Source organism: Bradyrhizobium sp. USDA 4451, assembly GCF_054822585.1.
On the sequence record NZ_JBTRCH010000001.1, the window covers coordinates 2,295,470 to 2,310,541 of the forward strand.

The following is a 15,072-nucleotide window of genomic DNA, read 5'->3' on the forward strand; positions in this document are numbered from 1 at the left end:
AACGACCAACCTTGAACTGAAATGTGCGAGTGAGAACTGGGGGACTGATGTTTAAGAAACGAGCTCACGCAGAATGGCGCGCGCTACCGCTTGCGGTGTCGCTGGGTGCGCTCGCCTGCGCAACGCCGGCCATGGGCCAGAGCGCGGACCAGGCTCCCGCCGCCGCAACCAAGCGGACCGATGACAAGAAGCCAAAAGTATCGAGCACGAAGCCGACATCGTCGAACGCCACCGTCAACCTCGTCAATCTGCTGGTGCAGCAGGGCGTGCTGAAGGAAGAGCAGGCCCAGGCGCTAATCAAGCAGGCCGAAGACGAAGCCTATATTTCGCGTCAGGCCTCCAAGGACGCCACCGCCAAGGCCGATGACGCCGCCAAGGCCGCAACCGCCGCCGCTGCAGCGGCGCAGCCGCCCGGCACCAAGCACGTCACCTATGTTCCCGAAGTCGTCAAACGGCAGTTACGGGAAGAGATTAAGCAGGAGGTGATGGCCAAGGCACAGAAGGAAAACTGGGCGTCGCCCGGAACCTATCCGGAATGGGCGCAACGCATCCGCTTCTACGGTGACGCGCGCGTGCGCTATCAGGGCAATTATTTCCCGACCGGCAACGACCAGGCCGGCGCCGCCAATTACAACACCATCAATACCGGCTCGCCGTATGACATTACGAGCACTGCGTTCGGGCCGACCTACGACGCCACGCAGGATCGCAACCAGTTCCGGCTCCGCGGCCGGCTCGGCATGGAAGCGGACCTGCTCTACGGGTTCACGGCCGGCTTGCGCATCGCAACCGGCGAGAACAGTTCGCCGGTGTCCACCAACCAGACCCTTGGCGGCGGTGCAGGCAACTTCTCGAAATACGGCGTCTGGCTCGATCGCGGCTACATCAACTGGCAGACCTGGGGCGACGATCTCCGGATCTCCGCCGGCCGCTTCGACAATCCGTTCTGGTCGCCGACCGATCTCGTCTGGTACAGGGAACTCGGTTTCGACGGCTTCGCCGTTCAGGCCAAGCACGAGGTGTGGGAAGGCTTCACGCCATTTGCGGTGGGCGGCGCGTTCCCGCTGTACAACACCGATTTCAACGGCGGAATCAATTACGCGGATCCGGTCACCGGCGCGCCGATCAAGTTCGTGAGTCATGACAAGTGGCTGTTCGGAAGCCAGGTCGGCTTCAACGCTCGCTTCAGCCCGGAATACTCATTCCGGTTCGGCGTCGCCTTCTACGACTTCGACAACGTCCAGGGCCAGTTCTCCAGCCCCTGCATCGTCAGATCGTCGTCCGATGTCTGCGATACCGACCTGACGCGGCCAGGCTTCGCGCAGAAGGGTAACACCTATTTCCCGCTGCGTAACATCATTGCCGATGCACCCGGGGTTACGAACGGCAACAATGGCGGCACGATCAATCAGTTCGAATATTTCGGATTGGTCAGCCAGTATCGCCCGGTGGTCGTGAGTGGGCAGCTCGATCTCGGACAATTCCATCCGACCCACATCGTGCTCGACGGCGAGTATGTCTACAACACCGCGTTCAGCCGCTCCTACATGAATGCGCAGGCTGCGATCTACGGCGTGCTGATGAACAACCGCGGACCGAGTCCGGACGGCGGCACCACGCCCGGTCCGTTCAACGGCGGCAATCAGGGTTGGCTCGGCCGCGTCACCGTCGGCGACCGGGAGATCAGGCATCTCTGGGATTGGAACGTCCATGCCGGCTACAAATACCTGGAGTCGGATGCAACTCTCGACGCGTTCGCAGACTCCGACTTCGGCCTCGGCGGCACCAACCTCAAGGGCTACTTCGTCGGCGGCAATATCGGTCTCGGCGAGAATGTCTGGGCGACGTTGCGCTGGATGAGCGCCAACAGCATCGCCGGCAGTCCCTATGCCGTCGACGTCCTGCAAGTCGACCTCAACGCGAAGTTCTGACCATGCGCATTGCACTGTTCGTCCTGATGATGGTGATCGGAGCCTTGAGCTCCGGCACTGCATTCGCCCAGTCCGAGACCGACCGTCTGCGCGACGCGTTGCGCAGCGCGACGGCACAGACCCGCGCGCTGGAAGACCAGCGCACGGCGCTGCAAGCGAAAATCGCCGACGCCGATCGCGAAAAGGCGGCGGCCAAGAAGGAGGTCGACGACCTCAAGGCGCAGCTGAAGAAGGCCGACAAGGAACATCGCGACGCGGTCGACGAGTTCAATCAGCGGCTCGCCGAACGCGATGAGACCCTGGAGAAATGGAAGTCGGCCTATGAGGAGGCGGCCACCGTCGCCCGCAGCAAGGACGCCGAGCGCGCCAAGTTCGAAGGCGAGGCCGCCGCCTACAAGGCCAGCACCAAGAGCTGCATCGCCAAGAACACCCAGCTGGTCAAGGCCGGCAAGGAGGCGGTGCAGCGCTACAAGGATCTGACGATCGGCGAGATCGTGGTCTCGCGCGAGCCGATGATCCAGCAGCGCCGGGTCGAGATCCAGAATCAGCTGCAGGAAAGCACCGACAAGTTCCTCGATCAGAAGGTGAACCCATGACGACCGCCACCATCGTGAAGTCGCTTCGGTCGATCAGCCTTGCCGCCGGAATGACCGTCGCTTTGGCGGCTTTCTTTGCGCCGATCGCGGTGCAGGCGCAGACCCAGGCTCCTGCGCCGCGGACGGTGCAGGCACCGGTCAGGAAGCCGCAGCCGCAGCCCGCCGCGCAGGCGCAAGCCGCCGCGACGCCCGCGCCGGCTCCAGTCGCGGCCGCGCCGAAGGCGACTGCGCCCGAGAACGTCATCGCGCGTGTCGGCGACACCAACATCTCGGCCGATGATCTCCGCAGCTATGTCGCAGCGCTTGCGCCGCGCGAGCAGGCGGCGCTCGCCAAGGATCCGGCGATGCTCAGCCAGGCCGTGCGGCTGCTGCTTGCCAACCGCCTTGTGCTGCAGGAGGCGGTGGCGAAGAAATGGGATCAGCAACCCGCTGTCGCCGCCCAGCTCGAGCGGGCGCGCGAAGGCGCGGTGGTCGAGCTCTATCTGCAATCGGTGTCGACGCCGCCGGCGAATTTCCCGAGCGAGGACGATCTGCAGAAGGTCTATGAGGCCAATCGCGCCGCGTTCCTGATGCCGCGCCAGTTCCAGCTGGCGCAGATCTTCATCGCCGCGCCGAAGGAAGGCGACAAGGCCGCCGAGGACAAGGCGAAGCAGGAGCTCGACGACGTGCAGCGCAAGCTGAAGGCGCCGGCAGCCGACTTCGCCGCGATCGCGCGCGGCGACAACAATGCCGCCAAGGACGCCGGCGACCTCGGATGGGTCGCGGAGACCCAGATTCGTCCGGAGATCCGCAGCCAGGTGATGGGCCTCGCCAAGAACAGCGTCTCCGAGCCGATCAAGCTCGACGACGGCTGGCACATCATCAAGCTGATCGACACCAAGGCGTCCTACACCCGCACCCTGCCGGAAGTGCGCGACCAGCTGGTGCTGCAGATCCGCTCCGAGCGGTCGAACATGATGCGGCGGGCCTATCTCGCCGAGCTCTTGAAGCAGCACCCGCCTGTCCTCAACGAACTTGCGCTGTCGAGCCTGCTCGACCCATCGAAGAAATAATACGGAGACCAGGATGTCCGAGATCATCACCAAGCTCACGCTCGAAGGACTGCGCGACAGCTTCCAGAACGGCGGCTATCGCGTCGAAACGCTGACCGATCCGGTCGCCAACACCACCTATCTGCGCTCGGCGACGGCAGGGCTTGGCTTCGAGATCCGGCCAGGAAACCAGCTGGTCGGCGGGGAACAGGGATTTGTCGACGCCACGCTGTTCACCACGCTTCAGGTGCAGGGTGAGCTGCCGCTCGACCTCGTCAATCGCTGGAACGCGACGCGGCGGTTCGGACGGCTGCAGTTCAGCCATCCGTTCCTGATGTTCTGCCTCGACGTCTCCGTTGCCGGCGGCGTCACGCCGAACTTCGTGCGGGCGCAGATCGAGGTCTGGGACCGGCTGGTTCAGGAGCTGATCGCCTATCTGCGCGAGGAGCTGCCGAAGCTTGCCGCCCGGAACAACGGCGCGGCGGCTGCCGCGCAACCCGCCGCGCCTGCCCAGCAGCCGGCGCATGAACACACCGCGGAAGCGGCCGCCGTTACCACCATCCAGTAAGTCGCGCGGGCCGCGCGACGATCAGGACCGCAAGCGATCATGAACGACGCTGCCTCCACGATGCAGGCGAGCTGCTTCGGCCGATGGTCGAAGCGGCCCGGTCCTGCGCGTCGCTGGGGCGGCTGCATCGCAGCCGGTGGTCTCGCGCTCACGCTTGGCCTGGCGCAGCCCGCGCACGCCGAGGGCGAAACGCCGGCATCGTCTTTCAGCACGCGCTTTGCCGCCGTCGAAACGGCAGAGCCGCCTCCCGCCGCGGCGAAGCCGCCGGCGGAGGCCGCGACCAATCCGGCCGCGCCCGTCAAAGATCCGAGCAAGGATGGCGCGAAGGATGCCGGCGGCAAAAACCTGCCGCCTCCGCCCGCGAGCCAGCCCGCGATTTCGGATGCACGCATGCGCTATCGCGCGCTGATCGAGAAGGAAGCGGCCGGGACCGGGCTCGCGCCCGAGATCGCCGAGGCCGTGATGGGCGTCGAAAGCGGCTACAATCCCGATGTAATCGGCGGCGTCGGCGAAATCGGGCTGATGCAGCTGTTGCCGTCGACCGCGCGCATTCTCGGCTTTTCCGGCTCGCTCGCCGAACTTGCGATTCCTGAAACCAACATTCACTTCGGTGTCATGTACCTTGCGGAAGCGTGGCGCCGTGCCGGCGGCGACCTCTGCACCGCGGTCATGAAGTACCGCGCCGGCCACGGCGAGACCCGCTTCTCCTATCTCTCGGTAAATTATTGCGTGGCGGTCCGCGCCCGGCTGTTTGCCCGCGGCTTTCGGGTGACCGGAACCGTGCCGGCCGCGACGTTCGGCGAGCCGGGGCGCGGCGGCGGGGGTGGCGGATGCGGCCGCAAATGCCTCGGCGGCGGCGGGCGCATCGGTCGTGTCGATCTCGTCGCGCTCAACACGCGGCTGAACGCGCTTGTGATCCAGGCCCGGGGAGGGAAGTAGCAAGGCCGAGCCGCTCTGATCGACCTTGCTGCCTTGATATCCTGCTTGAGCTTCCTATCGTTTGAAACAGTTCTGGTTCTGCAAGGAGCAGCACCGATGAAAGTCATCATATTGGCGATTGCCGTTGCCGGATTGTCGGCGATGCCCGCACCAGCACAGACGCCGACGCCGCAACACACGCCGCTGCCGGAGATCGTCGTCGGCATACCGCCGCCGGCGCTCAACCTGAACCGCGACACCAGCGGCGGCACCGGCCGCGCTGCGGCAAGAGGCAGCGGCAGCGCGCCCGCCGAGCGCTGCGGCGATGCGTCTTCGCTTGGCTGCATCAATGAGCGGCTGAGGAAGCAGGTCGATCAGGTCAATCCGCCGGTGACCAACACGACGCCGATCGACGCGAAGTCGCAGGATCTCAAGGTCGGCGTGGTCAACGTCCCGGCGGTGCAGCAGCAATATGGCCGCAACTTCGGGGTCTCGGCGTTTCCCTATCGCCCGGCAGCGCCGGTTTTCAGCCATCGATAACGACGCGCGCCTCGACGCTTGTTTCGCGGAGATCGTGACACCGTCACATTTCTGACCATGGGCGTGTGGAAAATAGACAGAGCAACGGCTTGCTGATTCGATGCGAAAATCTGACGTGACCTGCCCCCATTGCCAGGCCGGCTATCGCCGGATCGAGTTGACGTCGAAGGGCGGCGTCGCCGGCGAGTTTCGCTGCCTGGTGTGCCACCACACGATCGAGCTGATGGACGGCTCGACCGATGTTGCGTTTCGCCTCACCGTGCAGCCCGGCAAGCCGTCTTACGCGTATTAGAGCCGTCTCGGGCGAAACGGACGCCGGTTCGCGTGACGCATCGTCAACGCTGCTGCGGCAGGTTGACTTCGCTCCTTCGCGTCTTCTGGCTGCGAAGTTCGGCTTCGCGGCCGGATCGCGACAGCATGCCGAGCGCGACCAGTGCCGCGGCGAAGCCGGCGGCAGCGCCGACGCCGAGGGCCCAGCGCGGGCCGAGGTGATCGGCGACCCAGCCGACGATCGGTGCGCCGATCGGCGTACCGCCCAGTGCCACGCCGAGCCGCAGCGCCATCACGCGTCCGCGCATCGCCGGCTCGGTCGAGAGCTGCATCAGCGCATTCGAGGTATTGGTGACGGTCAGCGCGGCGACGCCGATCACGACGAGTGCTGCGGCAAACAACCAGTAGCTCGGCGCCAGTGCGGCCAGCGTGCAACCGAGGCCGAAGATCGCGGATCCCAGCATCAGCGAAGCGAACCGCGGCTGGTCGCGGCTCGCCGCAAGCAGCGCGCCCGACACCGTCCCGAGCGCCATCATCGACGACAGCAGGCCGAAGCCGCGCGCGTCGGTGTGAAACGCGCCGACCGCCATGGTGGAGATGAAGATCGGAAAGTTCAGTCCGAAGGTCCCGATCAGGAACAGCATGATCAGTGTCGCTCTGAGATCGGGCCTGGACCAGACATAGTGGAAGCCCTGCATGATGCTGCCCTTGGTCGGATGGGCCCGCGCATTCGGACGCAGCTCGGAGGTGCGCAGCAGGGTTAGCGACGTCAGCACGGCCAGGAAGGATGTGCCGTTGAACAGGAACGCCCAGCCGGTGCCGACGGACGCGATGATGAGGCCGGCGACCGCCGGGCCGATCATGCGCGCGGCGTTGAACGAGGTCGAGTTCAGTGCGATCGCATTCGACAGGTTGGTATCGCTGACCAGCTCGGCGACGAAGGTCTGCCGTACCGGCGCATCGAGCGCGGCGGCACAGCCGAACAGGAAGGCGAAAGTGTAGACGTGCCAGAGCTGCACCAGCCCGGTGACGGTAAGAATGCCGAGGCCGAGTGCGAGCGTGCCCATCGTCGCTTGCGTCGCCATCAGGAGCTTGCGCTGGTTGAAATGGTCGGCGGCAAAGCCGGTCCACGGCATCAGCAGCAGCTGCGGGCCGAATTGCAGCGCCATCACGATGCCGACGGCGGAGGCGCTGTGATTTGTCAGCTGCGTGAGGACCAGCCAATCCTGGGCGGCGCGCTGCATCCAGGTGCCGATGTTGGACACCAGCGCGCCGGCCGCCCAGACCCGGTAATTGAAGCTTGCGAGTGATCGAAAGACACGTCTCATGTTCGCTGCGGATCATTGCCGCCGTGAAACCGTCCGAAATGCCGCGCGAGGAAGAGACCGATCAGGACGCCGCCCAGACCGAGGGCTGCGACGTCGGCTGTGGTCCTCAAGCCGAAGTCACCGACGCGGCAGACCAGGAGATATCCGACCGCGAGGTTGAAGAAGCCCCACACGATGTTGACCGTCGACGACGACAGGCCTTCGCCTCGCGGCTTGGCGAACGGGCTCTGGAACGATTCGCCCATCGTGCCGGCGACGACGTGCGGAATCGCATTGGTGAGGAAGGCGCCGCCGAAGAAATAGGCGACGAGGTCAAGCCAGTTCATGCGCATGGGTCCTTTCAAGCAGATCGATGATCGCCTGCGTCGAGCCGGTTTCGCCGAGACGCGGAAACACGTGCTCGATGCTGTAGTCATGTGCGTGCGGCCGCGCGTCGGTCATGGCGTCGATCGCAAGCGTGACGTTGAAGCCGGCCTCATAGGCCTGCCTTGCGGTCGATTCGACGCCGGTGCCGGTCGCAACGCCGGCAATCACGACATGGGTGACGCCGCGGGTGCGCAGCTCCTGCTCGAGATCGGTGCTGGCGAAAGCGCCCCACGTCCGCTTGGTGACGACGATGTCGTTCGCTTGCGGGCCGAGCTCCGGGATCAGGTCGGTCCAGCCGTCGGGAAACGCCGTACCGAGGCGTGGCCGCTCGGTTCGTCCGGGCGCTGCGCCATCGACATTGACCAGCGCGACCGGCAGCCGGCGTCGTCGAAACGCGGTGAGCAGGACGCAGGTGCGTGCCACGATGTCGGCGAACGGATGGATGAAGGGCGCGCCGACGAGGCCTGCTTGCAGATCGACGACGATGAGGGCGGTGATCGGATCGAGCGTCGTCAGGGCCATGATCGTTTCCTTTCAATCGAGCCTGCTCGCAACCATCGCGGCGCAGCCGGTATCAATCCTCGACCAGCCGCTTCAGCAAGCCGACGGCGGCGGCGAGCTCGTCCTGCTCTCGCGCCGACAGCCGCACGGCGATGGTGCGCGACAGCCAGTCCTGCCGCGCGGCGCGGCCGGTGCGCAGCCGCTCGCGGCAGCTCTCGGTGAGAGACATGATGGTCTGCCGGCCGTCGTCCGGATCGGGCGCGCCACGCACCAGGCCCGCGGCCTCGAGCGCCGATATCGCCGAGCTCATCGACTGCGGACGCATTCCCTCCGACCGCGCCAGACTGGACACGGTCGCGGGGCCGTCCTTTTCGAGGCGAAGCAGCACCGCGACCTGGGACGGCGGCAGGTCGTCACGCTGGCCTTGCTCGCGCAGCCGACGCTTCAGCTTTCCAATCAGCAGGCGGAGGTCTTCGGCGAGCGCGGAGGTGCGCGCCGAGCCGATGCGGGTTGCCGGTGCATTGCTCATGCCGAGCTGGTAGCAAATATGAAGGTAAACTGTAAAGATTACCTTTGCAGATTGGCTTCATATTCCCGTGATCGTCAGCAGCGCGGCAGAGCATTGCCGGACGAGGCTTCAAGTCTGAACCGCGTCTGAACCCGGTTCTACTACGCATCACTTTCAATTTGGTTGTCTTCCTGCCTGCGATGGCGCGGCCAATCCGGCGCAGGCGACCACGGCGTTCCGGCGCAAGGCCGCGATGCTCGGCGCCACGGTGTGCGAGGGCATCGCCGCCGGCAACATCCGGCAGCATGATGGGCTGTGGCAGGTCGAGGTCGGCGCCGACAGCTACGCCGCGCCGGTGCTGGTCAATGCCGCCGGCGCCTGGGCCGGGCGGATCGCTGCCAGCCTTGGCGAGCCGGTCCCGGTCGAGACGGTGGCGCCGATGCTGATGATCACCTCGCGCGTGCCGCACTTCATCGATCCCGTCGTGATCCTGCGCGGCCGCAAGCTGTCGTTCAAGCAGTTCGCCAACGGCACCGTGCTGATCGGCGGCGGCCATCTGGCGACGCCGGATCAGGATCGCAACGAAACCGTGCTCGACTGGCACAGCCTTGCGGTGAGTGCGCGTACTGTGTTCGAGCTGTTTCCGGTGATGCGCGCCGCGACCATCGTGCGCGCCTGGGCCGGCATCGAGGCTCGCACCAAAGACGAGCTGCCGGTGCTCGGGCCGAGTGCCCGTCACAAGGGGCTCTATCACCAGTTCGGCTTTTCGCTCCACGGCTTTCAGCTCGGTCCCGCCGCCGGCGCTGTCATGGCGGAGCTGATCGCGAACGGCGGCACCCAGACCCGGATCGGCGGCCTCGGCGTCGAGCGATTCCACACCTCCCAACCGCAAAGATGAGGACATCATGACCATCACCCGCAGCATCCGCACGCCGATCATGCATCGCGCCGTCGAGGCCAACGGCTTCGTGTTTGTCGGCGGCACCATCGCCGACGACACCAGCGTCTCGATGGGCGAGCAGACCCCGCAACATCCTCGGCAAGATTTCGGGCTATCTGAAGCAGGCCGGCACGGACATCTCGCGCGTCGTCAGTGCCTCGATCTTCGTGACCGATTTGTCGAAGAAAAAGGAGATGGATGCCGTCTGGACCGAGGTCTTCGCCGACGACCTGCCGGCGCGGGCGACGGTCGGCGTGGCGGATCTCAGCGGCGGCGCGCTGATCGAGGTGGTGGTGACCGCGCTCAAGGGCTAGTTAGGGCCGTCCAGCCCTGCGGGCGCCGAGCTTCCGGCGTCAGGTCTCTTGCTCCGCCGCCGGCGCCGCGTAGATCTCCCGCGCGCGCCGGGTCACGGCCGCGTAGCGCGCCGTCGCGCTGAGGCTCATCAGCCCGGCGCGGACCAGGCCGAGAATGGCGCGCCGCGAGTGGAACGGTCCGGTCTTGCTCGCGGCATATCCGCGCGGGTAGAGCTGCAGGCGGCCGGCCAGCGCTTCCTGCAACGCCAGCTTCTGGGTCGCGCTCAGCCGCCGGCGCCGCGCGGGCTTCTCCGCTCCCGCCAACATGCGCAGCTCAATGCGCGACGATTTCCGTGGCGCAGCCTTCATTGTCAGCTCACGATCCGGTCGACTGGCGCGGCCTTCCGCGAAACCCGGCGCACGGCCGGCATCGTCATGGACGCCGGCATGTGGCACAACATCGCTCGCGTTGTTGCTCATCCCCGAACAGAACCGCATTTCGAGCGGCAGCGGCATCTGACGAAGGTCAGGATCAGTTGTGACGAAAGTCATATTCGTTTGCGGTCGCTGCCGGCTTACGCCAGAGTGGGCTGCTCGCTGAGCTGATGGGCAACGCATGATCGATCTGAGCAAGGATTTGCTTGCGGCCGCAGAAGCCGACGTCATCGGACTTGCCGTCATCGGTGCCGACCGGAGCATGCAGCGGAAAATCGGGCGGCTGGTCGAATGGCTTCCCGCAGTCGGCATCGATTGCTGCGAGTGCATGCTGCTGGTCGGCATGGAAGCCGAGCTGACGGCGCTCGCGAGCGGCCAGCGGAACATGATCGCCCTTGCCGGCGTGCGCGGCGCATCGCCTGACATCACCCAGCCGATGACGGCGGTCGTGCTGTGGAACGGCGCGCAGTCGCACTACTTCGTCATCGCCACGCCGGATTTCTCGGGCCGTCAGGTCGAAACCTTGCTCGGCAGCGAGCGCCGCGCCCGGCGCCTGATGGAGCAGCAGCTCGAGGCGGCCAGCGCCGAGGTGCGCTTTGCCTCGCTGGCGCGGACAAGGCTGCGGCTGGCCCGCGATCTGCACGACACGCTGGTGCATTCGATCGTGGCGCTGCTGACCCAGATCCGGCTGATCAGGCACTATCTGACCGCCGATCCCGCACGCGTGGCGGACAGTCTCGCAACGGCGGAGGAGGCAGCTGCAAGCGGCCTCAGCCGCGCCCGCGAGGCGATCGAGCGGCTGCGGATGCCCGACGAATGGAAGCTCGATCCCGACGTCGAGGGGCAGCTCAGCGACTTCGCCACGCGCAGCGGCGTCAGGGTGTCGATCCAGATCGATGACGCGGCGCGGGCCGGCTTGCGCGATTGCGGCTTGACCGTTCAGCGCATCCTCAGCGAGGCGCTGCGCAATGTTCAAACCCATGCGCAGGCGCGGCGCGTCTCGTTTCACGCCTTCGACGAACCGGCCGCGGTCGGCCGGAAGCTCATCGTCGAGATCCGCGACGACGGCCGCGGTTTCGATCCAGCGGTGCCGACGCCCGGACATTTCGGATTGATCGGAATGGCCGAATTTGCTGAACTCGTCGGCGGAAGCTGCGCGGTGGAGAGCGCGCCCGGACAGGGAACGCTGGTCCGGATATCGCTCCCCGTGGCGGTGCCGCCGGCAGCATCTGCCGGCGTGCTGGCCGATTGATGTGGTCGCCATGTTGAGGTGGTCGCCATGCAGACCTTCGAGAGGATGACGGAAGCCCGTGAGCAGGATTGAGAAGGTGCGGGTGCTGATCGCCGAGGATCAGACCCTGATCAGGGAAGGTATCGCCACACTGCTGGCCCAGCAGAACGACGATTTCGAGATCCTTCCCGGAGCTGCCGACGGCGAGCAGGCGATTGAGTTTGCGCGGCGCTATCGGCCTGATGTCATCCTGATGGATCTGCAGATGCCGCGCGTCGACGGCATCGCGGCAACCCAGCGGATCCTGCGCGAGCTGCCGCAGACCCATATCGTGGTGCTGACGACATTCGAGACCAACGATCTGATTTTCGAGGCGGTGAGCGCGGGCGCCAAGGCGTATCTGCTGAAGGATGCCAGGATGGAGGAGATCGCCTCGACGATCCGCGCCGTGATCAACGGCCAGTCCGGGCTGTCGCCCAGCGTTGCTGCGCGCATCCTCGACGAGTTCAAGCGGCTGCGCGGCCCGCGCGTCTCGGCGAAGTTGCCGGTGCGCGATGGGCTGACGGCGCGGGAAAATGAAATTCTCACGCTGATCGTCGAGGGCAAGAGCAACACCGAGATCGGCGAGCGGCTGCATTTGGCCGAGGGCACGGTGAAGAACTATGTCAGCACCATCCTGGAGAAATGCCAGGTCAAGAACCGTACGGAACTCGCAATAAAGGCAATCACTTACTAGAAATAATTGTCCATGTCCGTACAACCAGGCGGCTGATCTGGCTGAAATTGCTCGCCTTTCTCTGGGCCGCGCCCGTAAAATTGGCTATAGGGTTGTTTCGGATTTGCTTTTTGACATGGCAGGTCCGGATTGCGCAGCTTGAGTAAGCAGGAAAAGACCATGAAGGGTATCGAGCGCCAGACCAAGGATACCGATGGACTGGCAAACGCGGCGGCCGGCAATGGCGCGGATGCCGCGGCGCATGGCATGGCGGCGATCGATCAGGTCCGCGACCTGCTGTTCGGCGGGGCCCAACGCTCGCTTGAGACCAACCTCTCGGGCCTGCGCGAGGAAATGCAGGCCTCGCTGAAGCAGATGCAGGTGGACTTCACCAACGAGCTCACCGCGCTTTCTGCGCGGCTGTCCGACCTCGAGCGGGATACCGAGCAGAAGCGCCTCGACTCGCTGAAGGATGTCGGTGCAGCCATCACCCAGCTCGGTTCCGTCATCAGCGGATTGGGATCGGGCCGCACGGGCAAATAGCCATGGCAGCTGCTGCCGGCCAGAACCGCGAGATCGAGCAGCTCAAGACATTGCTGTTTCAGCCGGAGGCGACGCGTCTGACGTCGCTGGAGGCCGATCTTGACTCGCTGCAGCGCTATGTCGGCAATTCCGATCGCCTGGAGACCGCAACCGCCGGTATCCTGGTCGAGGCGCTGGAGCGCGCCGAGGTCAACCGGCCGCGCGAGCTCGCCAGTGCGATCGCGCCAGTCGTGGTCTCCGCGATCCGCAATGAGATCAAGAATTCGCGCGAGCAGATGATCGAGGCGCTGTATCCGATCGTCGGCCGGCTGGTCAGCGCGGCGGTCGCCAATGCGTTCCGGGAACTGGTTGCCTCGCTTGAGGAGCGCATCAATGCCCTGACCTCGGCGCAGCTGTGGGTCGGGCGGGTCAAGTCGCTGGTGACCGGACGTCCGATCAGCGAGTTCGTGCTCGCCGATGCCCCGCCGCAGATCAACCGCCTGCTGATCATCGAACGCGGCAACGGCCGCCTCATCGCCGACTGGAAGCGCGAGGCGACCGCCGACGAGCGCGCCGATCTGCTCAGTGCGATGGTCGCGGCGATCCTCGAATTCTCGGTGCAGGCGCTGGCCGGCGAAGGCAATCTGCAAACGCTCGATTTCGGCGGACGGCAGCTCGCGCTGCGCGCCTCGCCGCGCTACATCCTGGCCGCGGAGTGCCTCGGCCCGCTGCGTCCCGCCGACAATGCGAGGATCAACTCGCTGTTCTTCGATGCGATCGAACGCATCGATCGCGGCGCGGATTGCGATGGCCCGATGCTCGCTTCGCTCGCCGCTGCGATCGAGACCGACGACACGCCGCGGCGGATCGCGAGCCGGCGCGGCAAGGTGATCCTGTTTGCGGTGCTCGCGGCCCTGGCCGCGCTGTTGCTTTACCTTGCCGCGACCGCGGTGACGCGAAGCCTTTTGGAGCGGCGGACCCATGCCGCGCTGGAGCAACTCGCCGCCAAGCAGCCGTTGCTGGCCAGCTTCCCGCTGCGGCTCAACTTCGATCACGGTGGTCGAAGCGTGGCCGTCACGGGCCTCGAGCCGAGCCAATTGGAAACCGCGCCGTTGATCGAAGCGCTCGCTGCGGCCGCGGCGCCATACAAGGTGGTCGACCGCATCGGACTGGTGTCCGCGCCGGATCAGGTTGCGGCATCGCAGGCCGGCATCGCCGAGAGCCTCAAGCGCCTGCAGGCGAGTCTCGATCAGATGCGCGAGGCAATGAATACACAGGCCAAATCGGGCGACCAGAAACTTGCCGCGCTCGCCGAGCAGTACGACAAGCTCGGCGAACAGTCCGCCAAGCTGGGCGAGCAAGTTGCCAGGCTGCAATCCGTCGCCGACGGCCCGGCGGCGCGGCTCGACCGCTTCATCGCCACGACCGCGATCTTCTTCGTCAACAACGCCGACGAGTTCCTCGACAACGACCAGGCCGAGCAGCAGCTGCGCGAGCTCGCCGGACTGATGGTGAACAATGATCTCAGGCTGCGGATCGTCGGCTACGCCGATCAGAGCGGCACCGAAGGCACCAACAAGACGTTGGGGCGCAAGCGGGCGGAGCAGGTTCAGCGCAAGCTGACCGCGCTCGGGGTCGATCCGTCGCGGCTGATCCTGGTGTCGCGCGCCGCGACGATGCCGATCACCGACCGGCTCGATGCCACTGTCGGCGGCAACCGCCGCGTGGCGTTCGAGACGGTCTACCGAGGCGAAGTGGCGCGCTGATGCTCACCGCAAAAGTCATGCTGCTCGGCGATATGGGTGTCGGCAAGACGTCGATCCTCTATCGGCTGATCTACAACCGGTTCGAGGGCCAGTACAAATCGACGCTCGGCGTCGAGATCCTGAGCCATGACGTGACGCCGGCGGATGGCAGCGATCCGATGCGCCTCGTGCTGTGGGACACCGACGGCGATTTCGGTACCCAGATCTTCGACACGGTCTATGTCACCGGCGCCTCCGCGGCCATCATCGTGTCCGACGTGACGCGGCCGCACACGGTGACGCGCATGGTCGAGCTGGTCCGCGGTTTCGAGGAGCGCTTCCCGGGTCGGCCCTACCGGGCGCTGCTCAACAAGATCGATTTGCCGGAAGCCGCGGGAAGCGCCGGCCTGATCGCCGAGCTTGCGAAGTCGAGCGTGAAATCGGTCAGCGCCAAGACCGGCGTCGGCATTGCCGAGAGCTTTGTCGACCTCGCGCAGACGATCCGTCGTCGTCAGTTCTAGTCCAAAACGCGCAACGGACGTTGGTGTCAGCCGTCCCGACTTCTCGGGGCTGGCGAATCGGGCCGGGACGGCTGACTTCATCGCACGTGGGGCGTACGATGAAACGCGCGCGA

At 65.7% G+C, this 15,072-nt stretch carries 17 protein-coding genes and 2 pseudogenes; 14 read left to right on the plus strand and 5 right to left on the minus strand.

Annotation, left to right across the window (positions count from 1 at the left end):
* Positions 1–47: 47 nt before the first annotated feature.
* The 7 genes from ACVMB0_RS10560 (at position 48) to ACVMB0_RS10590 (ending at position 5,876) form a co-directional block, all read left to right on the plus strand.
* Entirely contained in the window at positions 48–1,931 is a 1,884-nt protein-coding gene (locus ACVMB0_RS10560) for a putative porin (protein WP_461346174.1), read from the plus strand.
* Between the two features lie 2 nt (positions 1,932–1,933).
* Complete coding sequence (locus ACVMB0_RS10565; protein WP_461346175.1) at positions 1,934–2,527, plus strand: hypothetical protein; 594 nt, start codon at positions 1,934–1,936, stop codon at positions 2,525–2,527.
* Entirely contained in the window at positions 2,524–3,579 is a 1,056-nt protein-coding gene (locus tag ACVMB0_RS10570; protein WP_461346176.1) for a peptidylprolyl isomerase, read from the plus strand. Before ACVMB0_RS10565 ends, ACVMB0_RS10570 begins: the two co-directional genes overlap by 4 nt.
* A 13-nt stretch (positions 3,580–3,592) precedes the next feature.
* Positions 3,593–4,126 (plus strand): YbjN domain-containing protein, encoded by a 534-nt coding sequence (locus ACVMB0_RS10575; RefSeq protein WP_461346177.1) that lies wholly within the window; start codon positions 3,593–3,595, stop codon positions 4,124–4,126.
* Between the two features lie 39 nt (positions 4,127–4,165).
* Positions 4,166–5,065, plus strand: coding sequence for a lytic transglycosylase domain-containing protein (locus ACVMB0_RS10580; RefSeq protein WP_461346178.1), 900 nt, complete (start codon positions 4,166–4,168; stop codon positions 5,063–5,065).
* 96 nt (positions 5,066–5,161) lie between these two features.
* The gene (locus ACVMB0_RS10585; protein WP_461346179.1) at positions 5,162–5,584 is read left to right on the plus strand and encodes a hypothetical protein; all 423 of its coding nucleotides are present in this window, start codon (positions 5,162–5,164) and stop codon (positions 5,582–5,584) included.
* Positions 5,585–5,699: 115 nt separating this feature from the next.
* Complete coding sequence (locus tag ACVMB0_RS10590; protein ID WP_456750860.1) at positions 5,700–5,876, plus strand: MJ0042-type zinc finger domain-containing protein; 177 nt, start codon at positions 5,700–5,702, stop codon at positions 5,874–5,876.
* A gap of 43 nt (positions 5,877–5,919) precedes the next feature.
* Here the strand turns inward: ACVMB0_RS10590 and ACVMB0_RS10595 are convergent, their stop codons facing one another.
* From ACVMB0_RS10595 to ACVMB0_RS10610, 4 genes are read right to left on the minus strand one after another with little or no spacing between them, the layout of a single operon-like run.
* Positions 5,920–7,182, minus strand: a complete 1,263-nt coding sequence (locus ACVMB0_RS10595; RefSeq protein ID WP_461346180.1) for an MFS transporter — start codon at positions 7,180–7,182, stop codon at positions 5,920–5,922.
* Positions 7,179–7,508, minus strand: a complete 330-nt coding sequence (locus ACVMB0_RS10600) for a hypothetical protein (protein WP_461346181.1) — start codon at positions 7,506–7,508, stop codon at positions 7,179–7,181. Before ACVMB0_RS10600 ends, ACVMB0_RS10595 begins: the two co-directional genes overlap by 4 nt.
* Positions 7,495–8,070 (minus strand): isochorismatase family protein, encoded by a 576-nt coding sequence (locus tag ACVMB0_RS10605; protein ID WP_461346182.1) that lies wholly within the window; start codon positions 8,068–8,070, stop codon positions 7,495–7,497. Before ACVMB0_RS10605 ends, ACVMB0_RS10600 begins: the two co-directional genes overlap by 14 nt.
* Positions 8,071–8,122: 52 nt before the next feature.
* Complete coding sequence (locus ACVMB0_RS10610) at positions 8,123–8,578, minus strand: MarR family winged helix-turn-helix transcriptional regulator (protein ID WP_456750857.1); 456 nt, start codon at positions 8,576–8,578, stop codon at positions 8,123–8,125.
* A 160-nt stretch (positions 8,579–8,738) separates the two neighbouring features.
* Here ACVMB0_RS10610 and ACVMB0_RS10615 point away from each other — a divergent pair.
* Positions 8,739–9,455 (plus strand): annotated as a pseudogene (locus tag ACVMB0_RS10615) (NAD(P)/FAD-dependent oxidoreductase); the annotation flags it as partial.
* Between the two features lie 7 nt (positions 9,456–9,462).
* Positions 9,463–9,811 (plus strand): annotated as a pseudogene (locus ACVMB0_RS10620) (RidA family protein).
* 39 nt (positions 9,812–9,850) lie between these two features.
* Here ACVMB0_RS10620 and ACVMB0_RS10625 read toward each other — a convergent pair.
* Positions 9,851–10,306: a hypothetical protein gene (locus ACVMB0_RS10625; RefSeq protein WP_461346183.1), complete on the minus strand. Its 456-nt coding sequence runs from the start codon at positions 10,304–10,306 to the stop codon at positions 9,851–9,853.
* A 100-nt stretch (positions 10,307–10,406) separates the two neighbouring features.
* On the opposite strand from ACVMB0_RS10625, the gene ACVMB0_RS10630 reads away from it, so the two are divergent.
* The 5 genes from ACVMB0_RS10630 to ACVMB0_RS10650 all read left to right on the plus strand — a co-directional run bounded on the left by ACVMB0_RS10630 (position 10,407) and on the right by ACVMB0_RS10650 (position 14,959).
* The gene (locus ACVMB0_RS10630) at positions 10,407–11,477 is read left to right on the plus strand and encodes a sensor histidine kinase (protein ID WP_461346184.1); all 1,071 of its coding nucleotides are present in this window, start codon (positions 10,407–10,409) and stop codon (positions 11,475–11,477) included.
* 58 nt (positions 11,478–11,535) lie between these two features.
* Positions 11,536–12,192, plus strand: a complete 657-nt coding sequence (locus tag ACVMB0_RS10635; RefSeq protein WP_212021280.1) for a response regulator transcription factor — start codon at positions 11,536–11,538, stop codon at positions 12,190–12,192.
* 138 nt (positions 12,193–12,330) lie between these two features.
* The gene (locus ACVMB0_RS10640) at positions 12,331–12,714 is read left to right on the plus strand and encodes a hypothetical protein (protein WP_461346185.1); all 384 of its coding nucleotides are present in this window, start codon (positions 12,331–12,333) and stop codon (positions 12,712–12,714) included.
* Between the two features lie 2 nt (positions 12,715–12,716).
* The gene (locus ACVMB0_RS10645) at positions 12,717–14,459 is read left to right on the plus strand and encodes an OmpA family protein (RefSeq protein ID WP_461346186.1); all 1,743 of its coding nucleotides are present in this window, start codon (positions 12,717–12,719) and stop codon (positions 14,457–14,459) included.
* A complete protein-coding gene (locus ACVMB0_RS10650) occupies positions 14,459–14,959 on the plus strand; it encodes a Rab family GTPase (RefSeq protein ID WP_456750852.1) in 501 nt (166 codons plus the stop codon). Before ACVMB0_RS10645 ends, ACVMB0_RS10650 begins: the two co-directional genes overlap by 1 nt.
* Positions 14,960–15,072 lie beyond the last annotated feature (113 nt).